This window comes from Nonomuraea sp. NPDC049624, assembly GCF_040675255.1.
Taxonomy (GTDB): domain Bacteria; phylum Actinomycetota; class Actinomycetes; order Streptosporangiales; family Streptosporangiaceae; genus Nonomuraea.
Genome location: NZ_JBFAOR010000005.1, coordinates 318,048 through 342,103, shown reverse-complemented (window position 1 = coordinate 342,103; position 24,056 = coordinate 318,048). Strand labels below are relative to the sequence as shown.

29 protein-coding genes are annotated in these 24,056 nt (G+C 74.1%); 8 read left to right on the top strand and 21 right to left on the bottom strand.

Features of this window, described 5'->3' with window-relative positions:
• Positions 1 to 14: 14 nt before the first annotated feature.
• Positions 15 to 839, top strand: a complete 825-nt coding sequence (locus tag AB0J76_RS22475) for an alpha/beta fold hydrolase (protein ID WP_352329631.1) — start codon at positions 15 to 17, stop codon at positions 837 to 839.
• Between the two features lie 29 nt (positions 840 to 868).
• Here AB0J76_RS22475 and AB0J76_RS22470 read toward each other — a convergent pair whose 3' ends face one another.
• The 5 genes from AB0J76_RS22470 to AB0J76_RS22450 form a co-directional block, all read right to left on the bottom strand.
• Positions 869 to 1,321, bottom strand: coding sequence for a GNAT family N-acetyltransferase (locus tag AB0J76_RS22470; RefSeq protein WP_352329629.1), 453 nt, complete (start codon positions 1,319 to 1,321; stop codon positions 869 to 871).
• Between the two features lie 44 nt (positions 1,322 to 1,365).
• On the bottom strand, positions 1,366 to 1,785 hold the full coding sequence (locus AB0J76_RS22465; RefSeq protein WP_364390326.1) for an HIT family protein: 420 nt from the start codon (positions 1,783 to 1,785) through the stop codon (positions 1,366 to 1,368).
• A 57-nt stretch (positions 1,786 to 1,842) separates the two neighbouring features.
• Positions 1,843 to 2,739, bottom strand: a complete 897-nt coding sequence (locus tag AB0J76_RS22460; protein WP_352325585.1) for an RNA polymerase sigma-70 factor — start codon at positions 2,737 to 2,739, stop codon at positions 1,843 to 1,845.
• Between the two features lie 108 nt (positions 2,740 to 2,847).
• Entirely contained in the window at positions 2,848 to 3,459 is a 612-nt protein-coding gene (locus AB0J76_RS22455) for an SRPBCC family protein (protein WP_352325559.1), read from the bottom strand.
• Between the two features lie 50 nt (positions 3,460 to 3,509).
• Complete coding sequence (locus tag AB0J76_RS22450; protein ID WP_352325560.1) at positions 3,510 to 3,893, bottom strand: hypothetical protein; 384 nt, start codon at positions 3,891 to 3,893, stop codon at positions 3,510 to 3,512.
• A 103-nt stretch (positions 3,894 to 3,996) separates the two neighbouring features.
• Here AB0J76_RS22450 and AB0J76_RS22445 point away from each other — a divergent pair, with 103 nt between their 5' ends.
• Positions 3,997 to 4,686, top strand: a complete 690-nt coding sequence (locus tag AB0J76_RS22445; protein WP_352325561.1) for a TetR/AcrR family transcriptional regulator — start codon at positions 3,997 to 3,999, stop codon at positions 4,684 to 4,686.
• A gap of 59 nt (positions 4,687 to 4,745) precedes the next feature.
• Here the strand turns inward: AB0J76_RS22445 and AB0J76_RS22440 are convergent, their stop codons facing one another.
• Together AB0J76_RS22440 and AB0J76_RS22435 are read right to left on the bottom strand one after the other, a co-directional pair.
• Positions 4,746 to 5,354, bottom strand: coding sequence for a dihydrofolate reductase family protein (locus AB0J76_RS22440; RefSeq protein ID WP_352325563.1), 609 nt, complete (start codon positions 5,352 to 5,354; stop codon positions 4,746 to 4,748).
• Between the two features lie 62 nt (positions 5,355 to 5,416).
• The gene (locus AB0J76_RS22435; protein ID WP_352325564.1) at positions 5,417 to 5,989 is read right to left on the bottom strand and encodes a helix-turn-helix domain-containing protein; all 573 of its coding nucleotides are present in this window, start codon (positions 5,987 to 5,989) and stop codon (positions 5,417 to 5,419) included.
• A gap of 162 nt (positions 5,990 to 6,151) precedes the next feature.
• On the opposite strand from AB0J76_RS22435, the gene AB0J76_RS22430 reads away from it, so the two are divergent.
• Positions 6,152 to 7,090, top strand: coding sequence for a chlorophyllase (locus tag AB0J76_RS22430; RefSeq protein WP_352325565.1), 939 nt, complete (start codon positions 6,152 to 6,154; stop codon positions 7,088 to 7,090).
• Here AB0J76_RS22430 and AB0J76_RS22425 read toward each other — a convergent pair.
• The 5 genes from AB0J76_RS22425 to AB0J76_RS22405 are packed head-to-tail and all read right to left on the bottom strand — an operon-like array spanning position 7,069 to position 10,164.
• A complete protein-coding gene (locus tag AB0J76_RS22425; RefSeq protein WP_352325587.1) occupies positions 7,069 to 7,389 on the bottom strand; it encodes a GNAT family N-acetyltransferase in 321 nt (106 codons plus the stop codon). The genes AB0J76_RS22430 and AB0J76_RS22425 overlap by 22 nt on opposite strands.
• On the bottom strand, positions 7,389 to 7,817 hold the full coding sequence (locus AB0J76_RS22420; RefSeq protein WP_352325566.1) for a hypothetical protein: 429 nt from the start codon (positions 7,815 to 7,817) through the stop codon (positions 7,389 to 7,391). Before AB0J76_RS22420 ends, AB0J76_RS22425 begins: the two co-directional genes overlap by 1 nt.
• 10 nt (positions 7,818 to 7,827) lie before the next feature.
• A complete protein-coding gene (locus AB0J76_RS22415) occupies positions 7,828 to 8,472 on the bottom strand; it encodes a response regulator transcription factor (RefSeq protein ID WP_352325567.1) in 645 nt (214 codons plus the stop codon).
• On the bottom strand, positions 8,463 to 9,563 hold the full coding sequence (locus AB0J76_RS22410; RefSeq protein WP_352325569.1) for a histidine kinase: 1,101 nt from the start codon (positions 9,561 to 9,563) through the stop codon (positions 8,463 to 8,465). Before AB0J76_RS22410 ends, AB0J76_RS22415 begins: the two co-directional genes overlap by 10 nt.
• Positions 9,547 to 10,164, bottom strand: a complete 618-nt coding sequence (locus tag AB0J76_RS22405) for a DedA family protein (RefSeq protein ID WP_352325571.1) — start codon at positions 10,162 to 10,164, stop codon at positions 9,547 to 9,549. The genes AB0J76_RS22410 and AB0J76_RS22405 overlap by 17 nt, the downstream gene beginning before the upstream one ends.
• 101 nt (positions 10,165 to 10,265) lie before the next feature.
• Between AB0J76_RS22405 and AB0J76_RS22400 the strand changes: the two genes are divergently transcribed.
• The gene (locus AB0J76_RS22400; RefSeq protein WP_352325573.1) at positions 10,266 to 12,989 is read left to right on the top strand and encodes a DEAD/DEAH box helicase; all 2,724 of its coding nucleotides are present in this window, start codon (positions 10,266 to 10,268) and stop codon (positions 12,987 to 12,989) included.
• A complete protein-coding gene (locus AB0J76_RS22395) occupies positions 12,986 to 14,134 on the top strand; it encodes an SWIM zinc finger family protein (RefSeq protein WP_352325574.1) in 1,149 nt (382 codons plus the stop codon). The genes AB0J76_RS22400 and AB0J76_RS22395 overlap by 4 nt, the downstream gene beginning before the upstream one ends.
• A gap of 21 nt (positions 14,135 to 14,155) precedes the next feature.
• On the opposite strand, the gene AB0J76_RS22390 is transcribed toward AB0J76_RS22395, so the two are convergent.
• Both AB0J76_RS22390 and AB0J76_RS22385 read right to left on the bottom strand, forming a co-directional pair.
• Complete coding sequence (locus AB0J76_RS22390; protein ID WP_352325575.1) at positions 14,156 to 15,628, bottom strand: pyridoxal-dependent decarboxylase; 1,473 nt, start codon at positions 15,626 to 15,628, stop codon at positions 14,156 to 14,158.
• A gap of 110 nt (positions 15,629 to 15,738) precedes the next feature.
• Entirely contained in the window at positions 15,739 to 16,308 is a 570-nt protein-coding gene (locus AB0J76_RS22385; protein ID WP_352325576.1) for a WHG domain-containing protein, read from the bottom strand.
• Positions 16,309 to 16,377: 69 nt separating this feature from the next.
• On the opposite strand from AB0J76_RS22385, the gene AB0J76_RS22380 reads away from it, so the two are divergent.
• Entirely contained in the window at positions 16,378 to 16,875 is a 498-nt protein-coding gene (locus AB0J76_RS22380) for an FBP domain-containing protein (RefSeq protein WP_352325578.1), read from the top strand.
• Positions 16,876 to 16,883: 8 nt separating this feature from the next.
• Here the strand turns inward: AB0J76_RS22380 and AB0J76_RS22375 are convergent, their stop codons facing one another.
• The gene (locus AB0J76_RS22375) at positions 16,884 to 17,831 is read right to left on the bottom strand and encodes a GNAT family N-acetyltransferase (RefSeq protein ID WP_352325579.1); all 948 of its coding nucleotides are present in this window, start codon (positions 17,829 to 17,831) and stop codon (positions 16,884 to 16,886) included.
• A gap of 44 nt (positions 17,832 to 17,875) precedes the next feature.
• Between AB0J76_RS22375 and AB0J76_RS22370 the strand changes: the two genes are divergently transcribed.
• Positions 17,876 to 18,463, top strand: coding sequence for a TetR/AcrR family transcriptional regulator (locus AB0J76_RS22370; RefSeq protein WP_352325580.1), 588 nt, complete (start codon positions 17,876 to 17,878; stop codon positions 18,461 to 18,463).
• Here the strand turns inward: AB0J76_RS22370 and AB0J76_RS22365 are convergent.
• Both AB0J76_RS22365 and AB0J76_RS22360 read right to left on the bottom strand, forming a co-directional pair.
• Complete coding sequence (locus AB0J76_RS22365; RefSeq protein WP_352325581.1) at positions 18,460 to 19,098, bottom strand: SDR family oxidoreductase; 639 nt, start codon at positions 19,096 to 19,098, stop codon at positions 18,460 to 18,462. The two genes, AB0J76_RS22370 and AB0J76_RS22365, sit on opposite strands and share 4 nt — an antisense overlap.
• 57 nt (positions 19,099 to 19,155) lie before the next feature.
• Positions 19,156 to 19,746: a TetR family transcriptional regulator gene (locus AB0J76_RS22360; protein ID WP_352325582.1), complete on the bottom strand. Its 591-nt coding sequence runs from the start codon at positions 19,744 to 19,746 to the stop codon at positions 19,156 to 19,158.
• 91 nt (positions 19,747 to 19,837) lie between these two features.
• On the opposite strand from AB0J76_RS22360, the gene AB0J76_RS22355 reads away from it, so the two are divergent.
• A complete protein-coding gene (locus tag AB0J76_RS22355; RefSeq protein ID WP_352325583.1) occupies positions 19,838 to 20,620 on the top strand; it encodes an SDR family oxidoreductase in 783 nt (260 codons plus the stop codon).
• A gap of 19 nt (positions 20,621 to 20,639) precedes the next feature.
• Here AB0J76_RS22355 and AB0J76_RS22350 read toward each other — a convergent pair whose 3' ends face one another.
• From AB0J76_RS22350 to AB0J76_RS22335, 4 genes are read right to left on the bottom strand one after another with little or no spacing between them, the layout of a single operon-like run.
• Positions 20,640 to 21,038, bottom strand: a complete 399-nt coding sequence (locus AB0J76_RS22350) for a VOC family protein (RefSeq protein WP_352325584.1) — start codon at positions 21,036 to 21,038, stop codon at positions 20,640 to 20,642.
• Positions 21,035 to 21,652, bottom strand: coding sequence for an SRPBCC family protein (locus AB0J76_RS22345; RefSeq protein WP_364390315.1), 618 nt, complete (start codon positions 21,650 to 21,652; stop codon positions 21,035 to 21,037). The genes AB0J76_RS22350 and AB0J76_RS22345 overlap by 4 nt, the downstream gene beginning before the upstream one ends.
• Positions 21,639 to 21,977, bottom strand: a complete 339-nt coding sequence (locus tag AB0J76_RS22340) for a metalloregulator ArsR/SmtB family transcription factor (RefSeq protein WP_352330870.1) — start codon at positions 21,975 to 21,977, stop codon at positions 21,639 to 21,641. Before AB0J76_RS22340 ends, AB0J76_RS22345 begins: the two co-directional genes overlap by 14 nt.
• Before the next feature lie 32 nt (positions 21,978 to 22,009).
• Entirely contained in the window at positions 22,010 to 24,049 is a 2,040-nt protein-coding gene (locus tag AB0J76_RS22335; RefSeq protein ID WP_352330868.1) for a prolyl oligopeptidase family serine peptidase, read from the bottom strand.
• Positions 24,050 to 24,056 lie beyond the last annotated feature (7 nt).

Genomic DNA, 24,056 nt, shown 5'->3' with positions numbered 1-24,056 from the left:
AGGGGAGTTCACCCGTGTTTGATCCGCTTGCCGCCGACCCGCCGCGCGACCCCGACTTCCCGGCCACCACACCGCAGGTGACGTTCGACAGCGGCGGCGAGCGCCTGCTCGGCGTGCTGCACCTGCCCGCCGGACGCGGCCCGCACCCCGTCGTCGTGCTGCTGCACGGATTCCCCGGCAACGAGCGCAACTTCGACCTCGCCCAGACGCTGCGCCGCGCCGGCTACGCCGCCCTGGTGTTCCACTACCGCGGATCATGGGGCGTGGGCGGCGCCTGGTCCTGGGGACACGTGCTGCAGGACGCCGCCGCCGTCGTCGCCGCGCTGCCCGGCCTGGCCGCCGCCCACCGGCTCGACCCGCGGCGACTGGCACTGGTCGGCCACAGCATGGGCGGGTTCGCGGCCCTGATGACGGCCGCGGCCGACCCCTCCGTGACCGCCGTCGCCTCCGTCGCCGCGTTCGACCTCGGTGTGGCCGCCGCGCTGTGCCGCGCCGACGCCGAGGTGCGGGCCGGGTACGTCAAGGCGTTCGACGGCGAGCTGGCCCCCCTGCGCGGCACCAGCGGGCAGGCGCTGGTCGGCGAGATGGAGGCGAACGGCGACGCCTGGCGGCTGGCCCGGCTCGCGCCCCGGCTGGCCACCCGCCCCGTGCTGCTCGCCGGCACCGGCCACGACGTCGTCACGCCGCACGAAGTGCACCACGATCCGCTGGTCGCCGCCTACCGGGCACACCCCGTCGAACGCCTCGAAGACCACCTGTTGCCCACCGACCACGCCCTGTCGGACCACCGGGTCGCCCTGGCCCGCATGATCCTCGGCTTCCTCGAACGCTCCCTGTGACGGCCGCGCCCCGCCCAGGCGGCGGCCCGTCAGGAGGGGCGGGCCACGTACGCGCGCTTGGCGCCGCCGGAGAAGCCGCAGGCGCGGTAGAAGGCGTGGGCCGCAGGCCGGCGCGAGCTCGTCATCAGCATCGCCTTGTAACAGCCGGCCTCCCACGCGGCCTGGAGGGTGGCGGCCATGATCTGCTTGCCCAGCCCGGCGCCCCGCCGTGACGCCTCGACGACGACGTTCTCGATCACGACGTTCTCGATCACGGCGTACGGCGAGGCCGACCGGGTGAGGTTGGGGATCACGTTGAGATAGGTCGTCGCGACGACGGACCCGTCCAGTTCGAGCACGAAGAGACGCAGCGCCGGGGATGCGAGGATCTGCCGGAAGACCGCCGCCTCGGAGCCGTCCGCGACCTCGGGGTCGTCCGGCTGCAACTGCCGGTAGAGGCGGACGACGTGCTCGAAGTCGTCAGGCCGGGCCTCGCGGAACATGCCGGGAGCATGACAACCTGCCGATCACGCCATAGGCCCCCGCCTCAGCGGGGCAGCGCGGCCCGGATCAGCGCCGCGTCCTGGTCGAGCCGGGCGCGCGAGCGGCTGCGCCACTCGGCGCCGACCACCACGCCGTCGCCCGCGAAGCGCGGCACCACGTGCAGGTGAAGATGGAAGACCTCCTGGCCGGCGGCCTCGCCGTCGGCCAGCGACAGCCGCACCCCCTCGCACCGCAGCCCCGAGGCCCGCAGCGCGGCCGCCACCCGCCGCGCCGCCCGCCAGATCGGCCCGCCGATCGCGTCACCGGCCTCGGCCAGGCCCGCGACGTGCGCGCGCGGGATCACCAGGACGTGACCGGGGGTGGCCGGGTGACGGTCGAGGATCACCAGGACGTCGTCGTCGCCGAAGACCACGCTCGCCGCCGCCCGCCCGGCGACGATCTCGCAGAACGCACACGTTTCCATACCGGTCATGATCGGCGGCGGCGGGCGGCTGCCGCACCCGGATTTCCGCGCGGCCCGTCAGCGGCTCACGACGGTCTCGTGTCCGATGCGGGACAACTTGCCGGGATTGCGCACGGCGTACAGGCCGCTGATGAGGCCGCCGTCCAGCCGGATCGCCACGACGCTGTCGATCTCGCCGTCGAGGTCGACGAGCAGCGCCGGATGACCGTTGACGTGGGCCGGGCGCAACCGGGCCGGGCCGGCGAGCCTGGCCAGCACCCCGGCCACCGTGACCGCGCCCTCGATCGGCGCGAGCGCCGCCCGCACCACGCCGCCGCCGTCGGTCAGCAGGACCACGTCAGGAGCCAGCAGGTCGAGCAGACGCTGCAGGTCGCCGGTCTCGATCGCGCTCTGGAAGGCCGCCAGCGTCTGACGCGCCTGCTCGGCCGAGACGCTCGCCCGGGGACGGCGTGCGGCCACGTGCCCCCGGGCGCGGTGGGCGATCTGCCGCACCGTCGCCGGGGTCTTGCCGACGGCTTCGCCGATCTCGTCGTACTCCAGGCCGAACACCTCGCGCAGCACGAACACCGCGCGCTCGGTGGGATGGAGCGTCTCCAGCACCAGCAGCATGGCCATCGAGACGCTCTCGGCCAGCTCGACGTCCTCGGCCACGTCCGGCGAGGTCAGCAGCGGCTCGGGCAGCCACGGCCCGACGTAGGACTCCTTGCGGCGGCGCATCGTGCGCAGTCGCGTCAGCGCCTTCCTCGTCACCATGCGGACCAGGAACGCGCGCCGGTCACGCACGGACTCCAGCTCGACCGACGCCCACCGCAGCCAGGTCTCCTGCAGGATGTCCTCGGCGTCGGCGGCCGAGCCCAGCATCTCGTAGGCGACGGTGAACAGCAGGTTGCGATGCTCGACGAAGGCCCGCGTCGCGCTGTCGGCCTGGTCCGCCGGTTCGGCGCTGGTGTCCATCATCTGCTCCCGCCTGTCGGTTCTCGACCTTGCCACACGCACCAGACGCCGGTCGCCGCCGCCGCGTGACATCCGGGAGCAGTGGCGCCCGTCACATCGCGCGGGCGGTCAGCGGGACTCCGCGGCGGCCTTCAGGTCGCGCAGCCATGCCCGCAGCCCCGCGCCGAGGAGCTCGGTGGCGGTGGCCACGTCGGCCTCGACCTGACCGCCGGTCCAGGTCTCCTCGGTGTGCACGCGCACACCGCCCTTGACCTGGGTGAACGTCCACAGGTGCACGCCCCGGTCGATGCGCACGCCCGTGCCGGCCGCCGGCCCGCTCCACAGCAGGCAGGCCTCGCGCTTGACGCGCCGGAGGGTGGAGGTGATGTGCATGGTGGTGGCCGGGGTGGTGGCGGTGGCCGGAGCGGGCGTGCTCCACCGCCACGACGAGCCGGGACGCAGCGGGCCGCGGTCGAGGCGCTTGCTGGACAGGACCGGCTGCTGCCAGTCGGGCCACTGCTCCACCCGCGTCTGCAGACCGAAGACCCTGCTCAGCGGAGCCTTGATCACGATGTCGGCCCGGTAGCGGATGCGGGCGGAGGCGTCGACCCCCTCCCCCTGGCACCGGGCCGCGCCGGCGGCGGCGTGGGCGGCGGCGGTGGCGGCCGGGACGTTGCCCGCCAGGACGCCGGCCACGGCGAGCGGGATCAGCATCGAGGCGACGCGGACGTTACTGGACATGGTGTTCCTCTCGTTGAGGGATCGAAGAAGGGGGCCGGCCGGGGAGACCGTCAGCGCCGTCCGGTCCGCACGACGGCCGCGACGAGCGCGGCGCAGGCGGCGACGATCAGCACGGCGAAGGCGGGATGCATGTCCTTCGACAGGCTCGGCGCGCCGCCGGGCCGGACCACCCACACGGCCAGCGGCGCCGCGTAGGCCAGGGCGACGAGCACGGCCGCCCACCGAACCAGCCGGTCCTGGGCGTGACGCAGCGCGCCGACCAGCACGACCGTGACCGGAACGATCGCCAGCAGCGCGAACTGGCCGACGATCAGGACGGGGACCGCCCAGGCGGCGACGCTCACCGCCACCGGCGTACGACGACGGGCGGACGGCTGGTACGTGGTCATGACGTTCCCCTTCACCTGGACGAACACGAACAGATAGATGCTCATGCGTTCGTTAGAAGTTATAACCGGACGGCGGAGGGAGTGTCAACAACGTTCGTGATAGCCTCTAACTAAATCTCCTGGGTATAGCGGCGGAAGGCGGCAACGCATGGCGGACACCGGCACGGCGACCCCGCGCGAGCGCTACCGCGCCCAGATCCGCGCCGAGATCAAGGAGCGCGCCTGGCAGCAGATCGCCACGACGGGAGCCTCTGCGCTGTCCCTCAACGCGATCGCCAAGCAGATGGGCATGAGCGGCCCCGCGCTCTACCGCTACTACGCCAACCGCGACGAGCTGATCACCGAACTCATCCGCGACGCCTACCGCAGCCTCGCCGACACCCTCCGCTCAGCCGCCGAAAAGGCCGTCGAAAAGGCCGCCGAAAAGGGCAGCGAAGAGGGGGGTGGGGGGCTGGTCGTGCTGGCTCACGCCGTACGTGCCTGGGCCCTGCGTGACCCCCAGCGCTACCTGCTCATCTACGGCACCCCCGTCCCCGGCTACCACGCCCCCGACGACATCACCGCCATCTCCTCCCAGATCATGACCCTCCTGCTCGACGCCGCCTCGACGACGACCCCGCCCCGGCGCCCCGAAACCCCGCTCGACCACCACCTGGCCACCCACCGCGACTGGGCCGGCGACCACCCCGCCCCGCCCGCCGTCCTGCACCGGGCGCTCAGCTTCTGGACCCGGGTCCACGGCGTGCTGTCCCTGGAACTGGCCGGCCACTTCGCCGGCATGGGCTTCGACCCCGCCCTGCTCTTCGCCGCCGAGCTGGACGACCTGCCGGCCCGCTGACCCCGCGCACACCACAGGCCCGGCCCGCCGGAGGCGATGCCGGGCCTGTGACAGCCGCGTTACCGGACGTCCTGGGGCAGGTGGGTCTTGGCGTCGTCGTAGGAGCCCTCGCCGGCCGCCCCGGCCGGCCGGTAGACCAGGTACAGCACGCCCGTGGTGAACGTCTGCGAGCTGACCAGCTCCAGCGGGATCGAGCTGTCGCCCTCCTCGAACAGCCGCTCGCCCCTGCGCACCGCGATCGGGTGCACCAGCAGGTGCAGCTCGTCCAGCAGCCCGGCGGACAGCAACTGCCGCACCACCGAGACCGAGCCGCTCATCGCGATCGGGCCGCCCGGCTCGGCCTTCAGCGCCGTCACGCCCTTGACCAGGTCGCCCTGCAGCAGCTCGGAGTTGCGCCAGGTGAACTCCAGCGGCTGGCGGGAGACCACGATCTTGCGCGCGTCGCCGATCGTGCGGGCGAAGTCGGCGTCCTCGCCGCCGGCCGTCTCACGCTCGGGCCACGCCCCGGCGAAGCTGTCGTACGTCTTGCGCCCCAGCAGCAGCGTGTCGGCCATCTGCGCCGTCACCGCCGCGCCCATCTCGTCGTTGAAGTACGGGAAGTGCCACTCCGCCGGCTCCTGGACGACGCCGTCGAGCGAGATGAACAGGTTGGCGCTGATCTTCCTCATGATGGTTCTCCATGGCGTCTCGGGATGTGCCTGAAGTCTGGCCGGGCCGGCTTACGGATCTCTTAAGGTCTTCCTTCCCGGCCGATCCCGGCGACCAGGAGCCCGACCAGGCGGCGGGCGTCGTACCGGGGATCGGCCTCGGCCCCGATGCACAGGTTCCCCACGCCGCGCATGAGCTCGAAGGCGTCCAGGTCGTCGCGGATCTCGCCGGCGGCCGCCGCGGCCTGCAGCAACTGGGCGCACACCGGCACCAGGCGGTCGAGGAAGTAGGCGTGCAGCGCCTGGAAGCCGGTGTTGTCCGGCTGCAGCACCGCGGCCAGCCCGTGCTTGGTGACCAGGAAGTCGACGAACAGGCCGATCCACTGCCGCAGCGCCGCGTACGGGCTCGCAGCGGCGGCCAGCAGGGCCGGGCCGGCCTGCGCGCAGGACTCCACCTGGTGCCGGTAGACGGCGATGACGAGGTCGGCCCGGGTGGGGAAATGGCGGTAGATCGTGGCGGTGCCGACGCCGGCCTTCGCCGCGATGTCGCGGATCGGCGCCTCCACGCCCGAGGCGACGAACACGGCGGCGGCCGCGCGCAGCAGGTTCTCCTCGTTGCGCCGCGCGTCGGCACGTTTGGGACGCGACTCCTCCACGCCGTTCCTCCCAGGGTCGGATTGCTAAACGGGACACGGTCCCGTATCGTCGAAAACGGGACACGGTCCCATTTGCACACATCATGCCAGAGCTGCGGCCCGACGGCCAAGCCCTGCCCTCTCCCGCGCCCACCTGCGGCAACTCACCCGGAAGGCACCACCATGCCCGCATCACCCACCCCCGTCGTGTCGGTCAGGCCGGTCGTCCTGCCCGCCCCCGGACGGGGCCAGGACCTCCAGGTCCGCGTCTCGGCCCCCGCCACCGGCGACCGGCTGCCCGTCGTCGTCCTGTCCCACGGCCATGGCTGGTCCATGGACGGCTACGCCCCCCTGACCGACTTCTGGGCCGCCCACGGCTTCGCCGTCGTGCAACCCACCCACCTCGACTCCCGCACCCTCGCCCTCCCCGCCGACGACCCCCGCACCCCCCACATCTGGCGCACCAGGGTCGACGACCTCAGGCGCGTCATCGACGGCCTCGACGTCCTGGAAAAAGCCCTGCCGGGCCTGGCCGGACGCCTGGACCGCGGCCGCGTCGCCGTCGCCGGGCACTCCTGGGGAGCCCACAGCGCCAGCATGCTGCTCGGCGCCCGCGTCCTGGACGCCCACGGCCGCCCCGGGGAGGACCTGTCCGACCCGCGCGTCACGGCCGGCGTGCTGCTCGCCCTGCCTGGCGCCGGCGGCCAGGACCTGTCACCCTTCGCCGCCGAGCACTTCCCCTTCATGAACCCCGCCTTCGCGTTCATGACCACCCCGGCCCTGCTGGTCGCCGGCGACAAGGACGACTCACCCCTGACGACACGCGGACCCGACTGGTTCACCGACGGCTACCACCACAGCCCCGGCGACAAGAGCCTGCTGACGCTGTTCGGCGCCGAGCACACCCTGGGCGGCGTCGCCGGAGACCACGTCGCCGAGACCACCGACGAGCACCCCGAACGCCTGGCCCTGCTGCAGCAGCTCACCACCGCCTACCTCCGCAGCGCCCTGAACCCCGGCGACCCCGCCTGGCCCGCCGCCCGCGCCGCCCTGGCATCGGCCCCCCACCCCCTGGGCCGGATCGACGGCAAGCAGGCCGATCAGCCGGCCGGACGGCGATAGCCGAAGGTCTCGTGCCGGCGGCGGAAGCCCAGCGAACGGTACAGCTCGCGGGCGGCCACGTTGCCGGCGTCGTGGTTCACCGTCACCGCCGTCATGCTCAGCGCCCGCATGCGGCGCTTCGCGTGCAGCATCGCCGCCCGCGCCAGGCCCCGCCGCCGGAACGCCGGATGGGTGCCGACCGGCTCGAAGTGACCGGTCGCGTTGCGCCCGTCGAGGCAGCCGAGCGCGAAGGCCGCGATCCGGCCGTCCGGCGCCTGGACCACGATCTCGTCGGCCGGGTCGTAGCCGGGCCGCTCCATCACCGCCGAACGGTAGAGCGGCCCGGTCCAGTCATCGCCGAACGCCGCGTTACGCGCCTCACCCAGGCCCGGCGCGTCCTCCGGCACGGCGTGCCGCACCTCGAACCCGGCCGGCGCGCCCGGCTCGGGCAGCGGGCCGCCCACTCCAGCATGTCCAGCTCCGCCGGCCCGCCGCGCAGCCGGGGCGCGGCGAAGACGTCGAAGGCGCAGCCGAACCGCAGCAGGATCGCGATCCCGGCCAGACCGCCGGCGTCCTCCCACAGCCGGACCAGCTCGGCGGCCGGACGGCGGTCACGCAGGTTGTCATAGACGCGGTGCGGCAGCTCACCGGCGTGGTCGTAACCGCACCGCCCGGCCTCGGCGATCCACCCCGACAGGACCTGCCGCAGCCGCGGCAGATCCTCGTGACGAAAGACGCGCGGACGCACGAAGCCCCCTTCAGGACTTCAGGAAGTGCAGGACGGCCAGCACCCGGCGGCTGTACCCGCTGGCGTGCGACAGGCCCAGCTTGTCGAACAGCGAGTTGACGTGCTTCTCCACCGCGCTCTGCGACACGTGCAACTGCCCGGCGATCGAGGCGTTGGTCATGCCCTGGGCCATACGCTCCAGCACCTCCCGCTCGCGCGCGGTCAGCCGGGCCAGCGGATCGACCTGCGTGGTACGGGCCAGCAACTGCCGCACCACCTCCGGGTCGAAGGCCGCCCCGCCCGCCGCCACCCGCTCCAGCGCGTCCAGGAAGTCGCCGACCTGCGCCACCCGGTCCTTCAGCAGATAGCCCACGCCCTCGACGTCGGCGCTCATCAGCTCGGCGGCGTACCGCTTCTCCACGTACTGCGACAACACCAGCACCTTGACCTGCGGCCAGCGCCGCCGGATCTCCAGCGCCGCCCGCAGCCCCTCGTCGGTGTGGGTCGGCGGCATGCGCACGTCGACCACCACGACGTCGGGGGCGTGCTCGGCCACCGCCGCCACCAGGGCCTCGCCGTCGCTCACGGCGGCCGGCACCTCGTGGCCCTCCTCGCCCAGCAGGCGGACCAGACCCTCGCGCAGCAGCGTGGAGTCCTCGGCCAGGATCACCCGCACGGCAGCCCCGCCGCCACCGTCGTCGGGCCGCCGGGCGGGCTGACCACCTCGAAGGCGCCGTCCAGCGCCGCCACCCGCCGGGCCAGCCCCGACAGGCCGCCTCCCGAGGGGCGCGCGCCGCCCGTGCCGTCGTCGCTCACCCGTACGAGCACCCTGTCGTCCTCCTGCCTGACCTCGACCGTCACCATCGTGGCGGCCGCGTGCTTGGCGGCGTTGGTCACCGCCTCGCTCACCACGAAGTACGCCGCCGTCTCCACCGCCATCGGCGGCCTGCCCGGCAGGTCGCACACCACCTTGACCGGCACGCCCGCGCGTTCGGCCACCCCGGCCAGCGCCTCGCCCAGCCCGAGGGAGTCCAGCCCGCTCGGGTAGACCCGCCAGGCCACCTCGCGCAGCTCGGCCAGCGCCTGCTGGGCCTGCTCGTGCGCCTGCTCCAGCAGCTCGGGACGCCCCCGCCGGGACCGTCCGATGAGCATCGACAGGGCCACCAGACGCTGCTGCAGCCCGTCGTGCAGGTCACGCTCGATCCGGCGGCGCTCGGAGTCGACCGCGGCCACGATCCCGGCCCGGCTCTCGGCCAGCTCGGCGATCCGGCGCTCCAGCGCCTCGGTACGGTCGGGCCCCAGCAGTCGCCCGGCCAGCCGCCGCTCCAGCGCGTGCACCCCCACCAGCCCCGACACGGCGATGAACAGCAACACGCAGCCGCCCACCAGGAAGTACAGCACCAGCGGCGGCGTCGGCGTCATCCCGTCGTACGGCTCGCCGCGGGCCCAGGCCCCCAGCAGCAGGATCGCCGTGCGCGCGCCCAGGACCAGCAGCGTCACCACCAGCCCGCCCAGCACCCCGGCCGGGATCCTGGCGGCCAGGTAGCGCGCCGGCCGGGTGTCCCAGCCCGACAGCGCGTCCAGCGCCGCGGTGTCCAGGCGCAGGCGGCGCGCCTCGAAGGCGGCCAGCGCCGCCGCTGTCGCCCGAACCCGCGGCCGGCCCAGGAAGGGCAGGGTGAGCAGCAGGAACAGCGCGCCGGCCACGGCGGTCAGCCCGCCCAGGACCACCGCGCCCAGCACCCTCAGCCCCTCAGCGGCGGTTCGCATGCCTTCCCTTACGCCGTTCCGTCAGCCGTACCGCGACGAAGACCGCGATCGCCAGCGCCACCAGGCCGATCACCACGTAGGTGCCGATCCCCACGTACGCCTCGACCAGCGACCAGTTCTCGCCGAGAAAGTATCCCGCAAGCACGAAGATGGTGTTCCAGATGGCGCTGCCGGCCGTCGTGAGCAGGGTGAACGTCACCAGCGGCATGCGTTCCACCCCCGCCGGCACGGAGATCAGGCTCCGGAAGATGGGGATCATCCGGCCGAAGAACACGGTCTTGCGGCCGTGCCGCAGGAACCACGCCTCGGTCTTCTCGATGTCGGTCACCTTGACCAGCGGCAGCTTGGCGGCGATGGCCAGTGTGCGCTGGCGGCCGAGCAGCGCGCCCACCCCGTACAGGGCCAGCGCCCCGACGACCGAGCCGAGCGTCGTGCACACCAGCACGTCGAGCAGGTCCAGCTCGCCCCTGCTGGCGGTGAAGCCGGACAGGGGCAGGATCACTTCGCTGGGCAGCGGCGGGAACAGGTTCTCTAGCATGATCGCCAGCCCGGCCCCGAAGGCGCCGAGGTTCTCCATCAACGCAATCAACCAATCCGTCATGTCCCCCAGGCTACGAATGATCCGTTATGGCGGTAATGAGGCGGACGGCCGATGTGCTCTGTGGTAAACCACACCCCGATGTACCGTACACTGTACGGCCTATGAGTGCTCTTCCGGATCTGGCGCGACACCCAGCGATCTTCCGTCCCGGCGATCCCCCCAGGTCCGGCCACCTGGTCTTCCTCGACGACCAGGGCGACGGCACGGCCACGGTGATCGAACCAGGCGACGACGGCCGGCCCCGCGCCCGCGAGCGCGCCGTCACGCAGATCCCCGTCGCCGACGCCGTCGCCGTGCTGGCCAGGGCCCGCGCCGACGCCGCCGCCCACCCGGCCACCCGGTTCTGGGGCGCCGTCGCGCTGGTCGCCCTCCAGCTCGTCACCCGCGGCCGCATCCTGCCCGCCGTCTCACCCGACGGCCACGACTCCTGGCGCGCCGGCCCCCTCGACGCCGCCGACGCCCGCCGCGTGCGCGAGCTGGCCGCGGCCATGCCCGCCGCCGCCCGCGCCATCCCCGTGGGCGACCTGCTGCTGCCCGACGCCGAGCCCCTGGTCCGCGCCTTCCTCGACGCCGTGGCCGACGCCATGCCGCGCTCGCCCGGAGCCGTACGCGCCACCGGCACCACCGCCTTCGCCGCCGTCAAGCCCGTCAAGGTGCCCCACCTGCGGCCCTGGGCCGAGGAGGTCTCGGCCGGGCTCGACTCCGGCGTGCGGCTCTCGCTCCGGCTGGAGGCCGACGACCTGGCCCAGGCCGAGTTCCGGGCCGTCGTCCAGGTGCACGGCCTGGCCGACCCCTCGCTCGTCCTGGACGCCGCCGACCTGTGGCAGGGCCGCGACCCCGGCTTCGGCGCCCGCGCCAGGATCGAGGTCACCCTCGCCCTGCGCCGCGCCGCCCGCGCCTGGCCCCGCCTGGAACGGCTGCTGGAGCACGCCGTGCCCGACGAGCTCGCCCTCACCGACGGCGACGTGGCGGACCTGCTGACCGGCGCGGCCGACCGGCTGGCCGCCGCCGGCGTCGAGGTCCACTGGCCGCGCTCCCTGGTCCGCGGCCTGAGCGCCCAGGCCGTCGTCGGCGAACGCGACAGCGCGCCCTCCGACCTGCCCTCCTTCCTCGGCGGCCACCACCTGACCAGCTTCAACTGGCGGCTCGCGCTCGGCGGCGCCCCGCTGACCGCCGCCGAGATGGACCTGCTGGCCGAGTCCCACCGGCCCGTCGTACGGCTGCGCGACCAATGGGTGCTCATCGACCCCGCCCTGGCCCGCAAGGCCCGCCAGCGCGACCTGAAGCCCCTGACCGGCCTGCAGGCGCTCGGCGCGGCCCTGACCGGCACCGTCGAGATCGACGGCGGCGACGAACCCGAACAGATCGCCGTCGAACCCACCGCCTGGCTCGCCGACCTGCGCGACCGGCTCACCGACCCCGAACCCGTCCCGGCGCCGCCCGGCCTGGCCGCCACCCTGCGCGACTACCAGCTCCAAGGGCTGCGCTGGCTGGCCAGGATGACCTCGCTCGGCCTCGGCGGCTGCCTGGCCGACGACATGGGCCTGGGCAAGACCATCACCCTGATCGCGCTGCACCTGCACCGCGCCGGCACCGGCCCCACCCTCGTGGTCTGCCCCGCCTCGCTGCTGGGCAACTGGGAACGCGAGATCACCAGGTTCGCGCCCGGCGTCCCGGTCCGCCGCTACCACGGCAACGCCCGCACCCTGGCCGACGACGGGTTCGTGCTCACCACGTACGGCACCATGCGCCTGGACGCGGCCACCCTGGGCGCCCACCCCTGGGGGCTGCTGGTCGCCGACGAGGCCCAGCACGTCAAGAACCCCGCCTCCAGCACCGCCAAGGCGCTGCGCGAGATCCCCGCCGGCGCCCGCGTCGCCCTCACCGGCACGCCCGTGGAGAACAACCTGTCCGAACTGTGGGCCATCCTCGACTGGACCACCCCCGGCCTGCTCGGCCCCCTGACCCGCTTCAGGGCCCGCTGGGCCAAACCGGTCGAGTCCGGCGACGCCGACACCGCCGCCCGGCTGGCCCGGCTCGTCGGGCCGTTCCTGCTGCGCCGCCGCAAGAGCGACCCCGGCATCGCCCCCGAACTGCCGCCCAAGACCGAGACCGACCGGCCCGTCCCCCTCACCACCGAACAGGCCGCCCTGTACGAGGCCGTCGTCCGCGAGAGCATGACCCAGATCGAGAACGCCAAGGGCATGGCCCGGCGCGGCCTGATCGTCAAACTGCTGACCGGCCTCAAACAGATCTGCAACCACCCCGCCCACTACCTGCACGAATCGTCCCCCCGCCTGACCGGCCGCTCGGGCAAGCTGGAACTGCTGGACGAGCTCGTCGACACGATCGTCGCCGAGGACGGCGCCGTGCTGGTGTTCACCCAGTACGTCGCCATGGCCAGGCTCCTGGAACGCCACCTGTCCGGCCGCGGCGTCGCCACCCAGCTCCTGCACGGCGGCACCCCGGTCGCCCGCCGCGAGGAGCTGGTCGCCGGCTTCCAGGACGGCCACGTCCCCGTCTTCCTGCTCTCCCTCAAGGCCGCCGGCACCGGCCTGAACCTCACCCGCGCCGACCACGTCATCCACTACGACCGCTGGTGGAACCCCGCGGTGGAGGACCAGGCCACCGACCGCGCCTACCGCATCGGCCAGACCAGGCCCGTCCAGGTGCACCGCCTCATCGCCGAAGGCACGATCGAGGACCGCATCGCCGCCATGCTCGGCGCCAAGCGCTCGCTCGCCGACGCCGTCCTGGCCTCCGGCGAGGCCGCCTTCACCGAGCTGACCGACGCCGAACTCGCCGCACTCGTGGAGCTCAGATGACCGCCGTACGAGGATTCGCCGCCTTCCCCCCGCAACGCGCCGGCGCCCGCTTCGCCACCACCTGGTGGGGCCAGGCGTGGATCAAGGCCCTGGAGGACACCTCACTCGACCAGACCCTGCTGCGCAAGGGCCGCGCCTACGCCAAGACCGGCCAGGTCGGCCCGATCACCGTCAGCCCCGGCCGGCTGGCCGCCGTCACCGAACACGAGTACGACACCGTCGTCCGCGTCGAACAGCTCACCGACGCCGCCTGGGCACGTTTCCTGGACCAGGTCGCCGCCAAGGCCGGGCACATCGCCGCCCTGCTCGACCGCGACGTCCCGCACGACCTGGTCGAGGCCGCCGAGGACGCCGCCGTGCCGCTGCTGCCCACCGTCGGCGACCTGGAGCCCGAATGCTCCTGCCCCGACTGGGGACACCCCTGCAAGCACGCCGCCGCCCTGTGCTACCAGGCGTCCTGGCTGCTGGACGGCGACCCGTTCGTCCTGCTGCTGCTGCGCGGACGCGGCGAGCAGGAACTGATCGAGGCCCTGCAGAACCGCGACCTGCCCGTCCCGGCCCCCGCCCGCGCGCCCGGCGACGGCGCCACCGGGCAGGACGCCGGCGGCGGGGTGCCCGCCGCGCAGGCCTTCGCGCTCGGCGAGCCGCCGCTGCCCGAACCGCCCCCGCGGGAGGCCGCCTTCACCCCCCTCGCCCTCGACCCCGCACCCGGCGTGGACGTGGCCGCCCTGGCCGTGCTGGCCGCCTCCGCCGCCGGCCGCGCCCGCCAGATCCTGCTGCACGGCCGCCTGGAACCGCTGACCGAATACCAGGACCGCGTCCGCCTGGCCGCCGAGCACGACCTCGACCTCGGCCTGGACGCCGCCGTCCAGGCCTGGCGGTACGGCGGCGCCCCCGGCCTCGACGTGCTGGAAACCCCCTGGACCCCGGCCCGCCAGGACCTGGCCAGAGCCCAGGCGCTGCTGGAGTCCGGCTGGGACGGCGACCCGCCGCCCCAGCTGGAGACCTGGCGCAACCGCTGGACCCTCGGCCCCCGCCAGGTCCGCTACGGCCGCGACGGCCGCTGGTACCCCTTCACCGAGCACGACGGCCACTGGTGGCCCGCCGGGCCGCCGGAGCGCGACCCGTCCACCCTGCTCACCTGACCCTGGCGGGCGCGAACCGGGTCAGGAGGCCGACTCCTCGGCCTCGCCCGCCGCGGCGACCACGGCCAGCAGACGGTCCAGGTCGCCCGGCGTGGCGTGCGGGTTGAGCAGGGTGAGCTTGAGCCGGACCCGCCCCGGGCCGGTCCCCGGCAGCTCGGTCCGGCCCACCACCGCCCTGCCCTCCCGCAGCAGCCTGCGCCGCAGCCCCGCGTTCACCTCGTCCGAGCGCGCCGGATCGGCCGGCACGTACCGGAACAGGAACGCCGTCAGCACCGGATCGGCGTGCAGCTCCAGCCGCCGATGGGCGCGCACCGCCGCCGCGCCGTGCCGGGCCAGGTCGTGGCAGGCCTCCACCAGGCGGCCCAGCCCCGACCGGCCCAGCGTGCGCAGCGTCACCAGGATCTTGAACGCGTCGGCCCGGCGCGTGGTGCGCAGCGACAACCCCAGCAGACTCGGGTACCCGGCCTCCTCGTCGTCGGCCGGGTTGAGGTAGGCCGCCCGCCGGGCCAGCGAGGCGTACGTCTCGGCCCGGCGCACCAGGAACACCCCTGCCGCGGCCGGCTGCCAGCCGAGTTTGTGCCAGTCCAGCGACACCGAGTCGGCCAGCGCGAGACCGTCCAGGAGCGGGGCCAGCCGGTCCGACAGCAGCGCGCCACCGCCGTAGGCGGCATCGACGTGCAGCCAGGCGCCGTGCTCGGCGGCCAGCGACGCGCACGCGCGCAACGGGTCGATCGCCCCGGTGTCCGTGGTGCCCGCCGTGGCCACCACCGCCACCGGCAGCTCACCGCGCCCGGCGCTCGCCCGCAGCGCCCCGGCCAGCGCTGCGGCGTCCATGCGCAGTTCCCGGTCGACCGGGACGGCGACGACCGCGTCCTCACCCAGCCCGAGCAGCGCCGCGGCCCGCCGGGTGGAGAAGTGCGCGGCCTCGGAGGCGAAGATCCGCAGCCGCGGGCCCCCGCCCGGCAGTCCCGACAGCTCGGCCCGGACGCCCGCCGACCGGCCCACCGCCAGGTCCCTGGCCAGCATCAGGCCCATCAGGTTGGACTCGGTGCCGCCCGAGGTCAGCACGCCGGCCGCGGCCGCCCCGAACCCCACCAGCCGGGCCAGCTCCGCCAGCAGCGACGTCTCCAGCGCGGTCGCGGCCGGCGCCTGGTCCCAGGAGTCCAGCGACGGGTTGAGCGCCGAGACCGCCAGATCGGCCGCCACCGCCACCGCCAGCGGCGGGCAGTGCAGGTGCGCCGCGCAGAACGGGTCGGCCGGATCAGCGCTCCCGTAGGCCAGCAGCTCGCTCAGCGCCCCCAGCCGCTCGCCCTCCGCCGCGAACGCCCGCGCCACCTCGGCGGCCAGCTCCTGGGGCGTGCGGGCGGGCAGCGGACCGCCCCGCCGCCGCGCGCCCTCGGCCAGGGCGGCCAGCACCTCACGCAGCAGCGGCTCCAGCGCGGCCGCCCCGCCCACGCCGCCGGACAGGGCCTGGCCCTTCGTCGCATCACTCATCCGGCCACTGTGCGGCACCGGCGGCGCCGCGGCCAGCAGGCACCGCGACGCAACGCCCCTGAACACCCCTGAAGTACGCCAGGGAACGCCCCTGAAGGCAGGCCCCGCGCTCAGGCCGGCGGCCAGTTCCTGAGCACCGCGTCCAGGGCGTCCAGGGCCCTGGACCAGGAGGCGTCCACCTCGCGGGGATGGCGGCGGAACCCGCCGGCCATCTCCAGGGTCACGTAACCGTGCAGGGTGCTGCTCAGCATGCGCAGCGCGTCGGTCTGGTCGGGCTCGGACAGGTCGTAGCCGCGCAGGACGGCCCGCGTCAGCTCCGCGTGCCGGCGGCCCGCGCTGACGTCCAGCGCGTCGGAGTCCAGCTCCAGCTGGGTGGCGGCGTACCGGCCCGGATGTTCCTTGGCGTAGCCGCGGTAGGCCGCGGCGAAGGGCACCAGCGCCTCCTTGCCCGACCGGCCGGCCAGCGCGGCGGCGGCCCGGTCGGCCATCTCGCCCAGGGCCAGCTCGGCCACCCTGACCCGCAGCTCCTGGATGTCCTTGACGTGCGCGTACAGGGCCGCGGGCTTGACGCCGAAGCCGCGGGCGAGCGCGGAGACGGTCACGTTCTGGAAGCCGACCTCGTCGGCCAGGTCGGCGGCCGCCCTGGTCAGGCGGTCGACGGTCACTCCCGCTCGGGCCACGGCAGCACCCTTTCTTACAGCCTTTAAGTATTTGCATACTACCGTTAAGAAAAGCTAGCCTCCACACTCATGAGACCCCTGACCGAACACGACATCCGCACGTCGTTCATCAACTGCTCCAAAGGCGAGGCCAAACGCGCCGGCCTGCCCAAGGACCTGGCCGACCTGCCCTGGGACGACCTCGACTTCCTCGGCTGGCGCGATCCCGGCGCCCCCGAGCGCGCCTACCTGGTGGCCGAGGCCGACGGCTGCCTGGTCGGCGTCGCCCTGCGGGTCACCTCCGGCGGCTCGCGCTCCTTCACCTCGCGCAGCATGTGCTCCTTCTGCCTGACCACGCACACCAGCGGCGGCGTCGCCCTCATGACCGCCCGCCGCACCGGCGAGGCCGGCCGCCAGGGCAACACCGTCGGGCAGTACCTGTGCGCCGACCTGGCCTGCCCCCTCTACCTGCGCGGCAAGAAGGAGGCCGCGGGCGCCGGCGTGGTGGAGGAGTCGCTGACGCCGGCCGAGAAGGCCGCCCGCACGCATGCCAACGTGCGGGCCTTCCTGGACAAGGTGACCGCCTGAACCGGCAGCTACTCGTCGTCCCAGGCCATCGAGCTCATCCGCCACCCGGCGGGCGTCCGGACGAACTGGGTGGTCTTGCGGCCCGCCCCCGTGAACTCCACGCCGTCCCGGACGCCGGACTTGCGGTAGTCGCTGAACCGCTGGGCGACCGAGCCGAAGATCTCGGTGCGCTCGGCGACCTCCCACTCGCGGAACTCCGTCAGCGTCCCGTCGGTCAGCATCCGCTGCCGGGGCTCGACGAAACCGTCCAGGTCGTGCACCACAGGCTCCGGCCCGGTGTTGTTGACGATCACCGCCTGCGGCACGAACAGCTCCCGGACGGCGCCGACGTCCGGGCGGCGCCCGCCGGTGTTGGTGAAGGCGTCCAGGAAGGCCGCCATCAGCCGGTCGAGCTCGGCCTTGACGCCGCCGGCGGGCGCCTCGTCGGCCAGCAGCGACCAGACCTCGCTGTCGTGCCGTTCGCCCCGGTGGGGGAAACGCCTGCGCAGCACGCCGTCGCGGGTCATGCCGAGCCGGCGCGCGACCTCGATGCTGCGCGTGTTGCCCGGCGAGACCCACCACTCCACGCGCGCCATGCCGCGCTCGGCGAACGCCCAGTCGATCAGCAGCCGGCAGGCGCGGGTCACCAGCCCCCGGCCCTGGCCGGCCGGCTCCAGCCAGCAGCCGATCTCGCACACCCCCGAAACTGCCTCGAACCGGGTGAACATCACGCCGCCGACCAGCGTGCCGGCCAGCCAGATCCCGTAGATGCGGGCGCCGTCGGCCGCCTGGTCGTCGGCGTAGCGCTGCAGGACGGCCGTGGCCGAGGCCAGGTCGGTGCTGCGCGCGGCCCACGGGATCCACGGGTCGACCAGGGGGCGGGCGCGGTCGATGTGATCCAGGAACTCCTGGGCCCGCCAGGGCTCCAGCGGGCGCAGCTCGGCCTCGTCGCCGAGCGGAAGAGCGAACACGGACACCGTCCCAAGGTACGTAACGAGCGTTCGGTATGTAAGGTAGCAGCATGCCGCCCGCCGCAGGAGACCGTGAAGCCCGCCGCGACGACGTCTCGCAGGCGGTCTGGCAGGTGCTGGCCGACAAGGGGTTCGGCGGGCTGACGCTGCGCGCCGTCGCCACCGCCATGGGCGTGTCGACCGGCCTGCTCATGCACTACTTCCCCACCAAGCGGGCCCTGGTCGGGCACGCGCTCGACCTGCTGGAGAAGCGCACGGCCGCCCGTCCCCGCCGCGAGCCCCCGGCCGCCGGCCTGGCCGCGCTCAGGGCCGCGCTGCTCGACATCCTGCCGCTGGGCCCCGCCGACGTCGCCCGCAACCGCATCTGGGTCAGCTCCTGGGACCTGGCCCTGGCCGACGACGACCTCGGCGCCGGCCAGGCCGCCCGCTACACCCGCCTGCGCTCGGCGCTGCGCGCGCACCTGGAGACCGCCCGCGACCTCGGCGAACTGCCCCCGGCGGCCGACCCGGAACGGCTCGCGGCCGGCGCGGTGGCCTTCACGCACGGGCTCGTCGTCCAGGCGTTGTTCGACCCCGGCCGCTTCCCCGAGGACGTCCAGATCGCCCTGCTCGACGACTTCCTCTCCTCGATCGTCTAGGTGGCCACCGAGACGACGTGCCCCGCCGAGGCCGGGTCGGCGGCCAGCTTCAGCATGCATTCGGCCAGGTCGGCGCGGGTGGTGGAACGGCCGCCGCGCAGGTTGAGGTCCAGGGCCGTGCGGTAGCGGCCGGTGGGGCCGCCGTCGAGCAGCCGGGAGGGGCGCACGATCGTCCAGTCCAGGCCCGAGGCGCGCAGCAGGCGCTCGGACTCGGCCAGGTCTGTGTAGGAGTTCTTCAGCAGCGGCCGCAGGAGGAGGGGCTTGAGCACGTACCGGGTGAACAGGCCGTCGCCGGCGTCGGCGACCATGCCCGCGGCGCTCACCAGCAGCACCCGCCGCGCCGGGCCCCGCGCCATCGCCTGGAGGATCGAGCGCATGGCGGTCGTGTGCACGGTGGTCGGGCCGCGCCCGCGCGGGCCGAGCGCGATCAGGACGGCGTCCCCGCCCTTGATCGCCGAAGCGACGGCCCCGGGGTCGGCCAGGTCGGCGGTCACGGTCTCGACGCGGTCGCGCAGCCCGTCCGGCAGCCGGGCGGCGTCGCGGACCACGGCGGTGACCTCGTGCCCCAGGCCGAGCGCCTGCCGGACGAGCTCCAGCCCCGTGCGGCCGGTCGCGCCGAAGATGACGAGCCTCATGTCGTGCCCTTCGCGAGAGGGTGGGTGAACACTTACTCACCCTACTCGCCGCAGCCCTCAGACGGCGTCGGCCGGCACGTGCGCCGCCGCCAGGGCTCGCGCCGCCGCCACGACCGCCGCGCGGCGACGGGCCAGCGCCCGGCCCGGGTCGGGCTCGTCGAGGATGAGCCGGCGCATCTGCGGGGCGGCGAAGTTCCAGGCCACCAGGCCCAGCACGGTGAACAGCCAGTCCTGGGCCGTCGCGCGGTCGCGCATGCCGGCCGCCGCCAGGCCCTCGACGTGCTCGACGTAGGACTCCCTGCGCTCGCGTTCCCCCTCGACCGGCGCCTCGCCGACCTCCAGCGCCTCCCACATCAGCAGCCGCACCAGCTCCGGATGCTCCTGATACCAGTCGAACAGCACGCCGACGGCCTCGGGAAGGGTGCGCGGGTCCAGGCTCACCGCGTGGCAGATCTCGTCGAGCTTGTTGCGCACCACCGTGCCGAACAACTTCTCCTTGCCGCCGAAGTAGAGGTAGATGGCCTGCTTGTTGGCCTGGGCGGCGGTCGCGATGCGATCGATCCTGGCACCGGCCAAGCCGTGCTCGGCGTACTCGGCCGTGGCGGCCGCCAGGATGCGCCGCCTGGTCGCCTCCGCGTCGTAGCTCATGGCGGCAATTAAACCATCCGGTTGACATTTCGGCGGAGGCACGCCAGGGTTCTCGTAAACCAACTGTCTGGTTTATTTCTGAGGAGCGATCATGACCGTGAACACCCTTGCCCCCGTCCCGGTGAGCCTGCCCCTGCCCGCCGCGCTGGCCGGCCGTACCGTCGTGGTCGTCGGCGGCAGCTCCGGCATCGGGCTCGCGGCCGGCGCGCTGCTGGCCTCCGCCGGGGCGCGCGTGACGCTGGTGGCCCGCGACCGCGACCGCCTGGCCGCGGCCGTGGAGCAGGTGCGCACCCCCGGCGCCACCGTGACGGGCATCGCCGGTGACGGCACTGACGAACACGACCTGGAGCGCGTGCTGGACGAGGCCGGCGGCTCCGTCGACCACCTGCTGGTCACCGCGGGCGGCCTGGCCGGCGGCCCGTTCCTGGCCACCCCCGTCGACCGGCTCCGCCAGGCCGTGGACGGCCGGTTCTGGGGGGCCTACGCCGCCGCCCGCGCCGCCGCCCGCGTCATGCCCCCCGGCGGCTCGGTCACCTTCAGCTCCGGCCTCTACCTCCAGCGGCCCGTCCCCGGCGCGGCCGCCGCCATCGCGATCCTCGGCGCCGTCGAAGGGCTCACCAGGACCCTGGCCGTCGAGCTCGCCCCGATGCGGCTGCGGGTCAACGCCGTCAGGTACGGCATCGTGGACACGCCGCTCTCGCGCGGCAGCCTCGGCCTCGACGGCGCGGAGGCGGTTGCCGCGGCGGGCCGGAACACGCCGCTCGGCCGGTTCGGCACCGCGCAGGAGGCGGCCTCGGCCGCGCTGTTCCTCATGGCCAACAACTTCGCGACCGGCACCGTGCTCACCCTCGACGGAGGCCAGAGCCTGGCCTGACCTCCGCCGGGAGCGGCCCTCAGGCCAGGTTCAGCTGCCAGGAGACGCCGAACCGGTCGTTGACCCAGCCGAACCTGGTGCTGAAGCCGTACGAGCCGATCGGCATCAGCGGCCGGCCGCCCTCCGCCAGCGCCGCGTAGAGCCGGTCGATCTCCTCCTCGGTCTCGCACGCGACCCAGATCGACATCGAGGGGGTGAAGCCGAACGCGTGCCGCTCACTGCTGTCGATGCACATGTACTCCTGGCCGGCCAGGGTGAACGTGGCGTGCATGACGGTGCCCTCGGGCCCCGGCCCCTCCGGGCCGTAGTGGGAGACGGCCACCACCTTGGAGTCCTCGAACAGCGAGACGTAGAAGTTCATCGCCTCCTCGGCGTCGCGGTTCTGGAACATCAGGAACGTGGTGGTCTTCTGGCTCATGACTGGTCCTCCGTCGGTAGGTAGAAGGCCGTGGTGGCCGCGACCGCGGCGGCGGCGGCCTCGGGCGGGGCCCCGGCCGCCGCGAAGGCCGCGCCCCACGCCCGGCTGCTGGCCGTGATGTAACGGCGGCCGTCGGCGGTCAGCTCGAAGCCGGCCTTGTCGGGCATCGGCAGCCCGGAAAGATGCAGCCGCAGGCCCAGGAGCCCGAGGTCCCAGCCCACGCCGACCGCCCCGGGCCCGAACCGGCCCCACATCTCCGGCGGCACCTCGGCGGTGTGGCGCAGCTCGAACCTGGTGCCCTCGCCCTCGGCCGACAGGCGCACCTCGACCTCGGAAAAACCGGGGTCGGGCCCGAACAGCCAGCTCACCCTGAGGTAGGAGGGCGGCTCGCAGGCGAGGATCTCCCCGCCCGCGTTGCCCTCCAGCTGGTACGTGCCCCCCAGCCGCAGGTCGCCGGAGACCGGCATGAACCAGCGGGCTATGCGCTCAGCGTCGGTGCAGGCGTCCCAGACGTCCGCCACCTCCGCGTCGTAGTGGCGGGCCAGGGTCACGGTCTTGCGCTCGCCGTCCGTCAGCTCGCGCCTGATCCGGGATATCTCGTCAAGGCTGTCCATCGTGCTTCTTTCTTCTGCCCCGCGCCAGCTCGGTGGCCAGCGCGTCGAGGCGCTGGTCCCAGAAGCCGCGGAAACGGTCGAGCCAGAGGTCGACCTCCCGCAGCGGCGCGGGCTCCACGGCGTAGAGCCGTCGCGTGCCCTCGGCCCGCACGCTGGCGAACCCGTTGTCGCGCAGCACCTTCAGGTGCTGGGAGACCGCCGGCTGTGAGACGCCGAACTCTCGCTGGATGACTGCGGTGACCTCGCCGGAGCTCTGCTCGCCGCCGGCCAGCAGCTCCAGGATCCGGCGGCGGACCGGATCCCCGAGGACGTCGAACGCGTGCACGACCTCAGTGTTTCAGGATCGGCTTATATAAGTCAAACCTGAGATAGGTGGTGGCGGATGAAGTCCAGCTCCAGCAGCAGCAGGTTCTCGGCCACGTCTTCCTGGGGGGCCATGTGCGTCACGCCGCTCAGCGGCAGCACCGTGTGCGGACGGCCCGCGGCCAGCAGCGCCGCCGACAGGCGCAGCGTGTGGGCGGCGAAGACGTTGTCGTCGGCCAGGCCGTGCACCAGCATCAGCGGACGGCTCAGACCGGGCGCGTCGGTCAGCAGCGAGCAGCGGTCGTAGGCCTCGGGATGCTCGTCGGGGTGACCCAGGTAGCGCTCCTGCCAATGGGTGTCGTACAGGCGCGGATCGGTCACCGGGGCGCCCGCCACGGCCACGTGGAAGACGCCGGGATGACGCAGCACCGCCGCCGCCGACAGGTAACCGCCGTAGGACCAGCCGCGGATCGCCACCCGGCCCAGGTCCAGGTCGGGATGGCGGGCGGCGGCGGCCTGCAGCGCGTCGGCCTGGTCCTCCAGCGCGGCGCTCAGCTTGTCGAACCGGACCGCCCGCTCCCAGGCCGGCCCCCGGCCCGGCGTGCCCCGGCCGTCGGTCACCAGCACGGCGAAGCCCTGCTCGGCGAACCACTGCTCGATCGCGAAGCCGTCCAGGCCACGCAGCACCCGCGCCCCCATCGGCCCCCCATAAGGCGACAACAACACCGGCAACCGCCCCGACCCCGGCACGTGCCCCGAGGGGAACAGGATCGCCGTGCGCAGGTCGCGCTTGCCCAGCGACACCAGCTCCACCCGCGGCCGCAGCACCGGGACCGCCCCGTGGGAGGCGATCGTCCGGCCGCCCACGCTCACCCGCACCCCGTGCTCCTCCAGGGAGCGGCGCACCACGACCGTCGCCCCGCCCGCGCGCGTGCCGGTGTGCACGCCGGGCTCGGCGGTCACCCTGACCAGGCCCTCGGCCCTGGACCAGGTCCACAGGTGCCGTTCGGTGGGCTCCTCGCAGCAGTGGAGGAGCACGGTGTCGCCGTCGACGGCCAGCACCGCCAGCACCTGCAGGCCCGGCGGGGTCACCACGTCCCGGCCCACCATCAGGCGCCGGGTGTCGTCGCGGTCGACCGTCCAGACCAGCTCGCCCGCGGCCGTGCGCGACGGCACGCCGGGCACCAGCTCCAGCCAGGCGTCGTCGGTGTCCTCGCGCACCGGCGTGGTCGCCCCGGTGGCCGGATCGACCTCCAGGACGCGGGTCGTGCGCTGGTCGCGGCTCTGCACCAGCACCAGCAGGCCCTGGACGGTCCACGACACCGCCGCCACGTACTCGAAGGCCGCGCGGTCCCACACCACCCGGGTGCGCCGGCCCTCCAGCGTGACCAGCCACAACGACACGTCGGCGTTGGCCGTGCCGGCCGGCGGGTAGGCCATGGTCCGCGGCGGCCGGCCCGGCTCGGCCGGCTCGGCCAGGCACCACTTCTGCACCGCGGCGTTGTCCACCCGGGCGGCCAGCAGCCGGGTGCCGTCGGGCGCCCACCAGTAGCCGCGGTGACGGCCCATCGACTCGCCCGCCACGTGCTCGGGCAGCCCCCACGTCACGTCGGTGCCGTCGGGGACCAGCAGCGGCCGCTCCCCGACGTGCAGCGCCCCGCCGGAGACGAACGCGACGTGCTCGCCGGTGGGGTCCAGCCGCGGGTCGGAGCCGGTCAGGCCGAGCGCGGTCACCTCGCCGGTCAGCAGGTCGACGGTGTGCAGCGCGCCGTCGGCCGCGTAGACGGCCTTGGTCACGGCCGCGTCGGTGGCGTAGTCCACGATGCCGCGGGCGTGCTCACGGGTGCGCTCCCGGCGGGCGCGCTCGGCCTCCGACAGCCGCTCGCCGGGCACGGGCGCGCCCGGCTCGGCCAGCAGGCGCTCCTCCCCCGTCGCCACGGTGAACGACCACAGCCGGTGCACCGGGTCCTCGCCCGACGACGACCGCAGGAAGATCACCCGCGCGCCGTCCGGGGAGATCGTGAAGTTCCGCGGGACGCCGTAGGTGAAGCGAGCCGTGCGGGCGTGCTGGCGGGGAAGCGTCAGGGGAGGCATGGCGCGA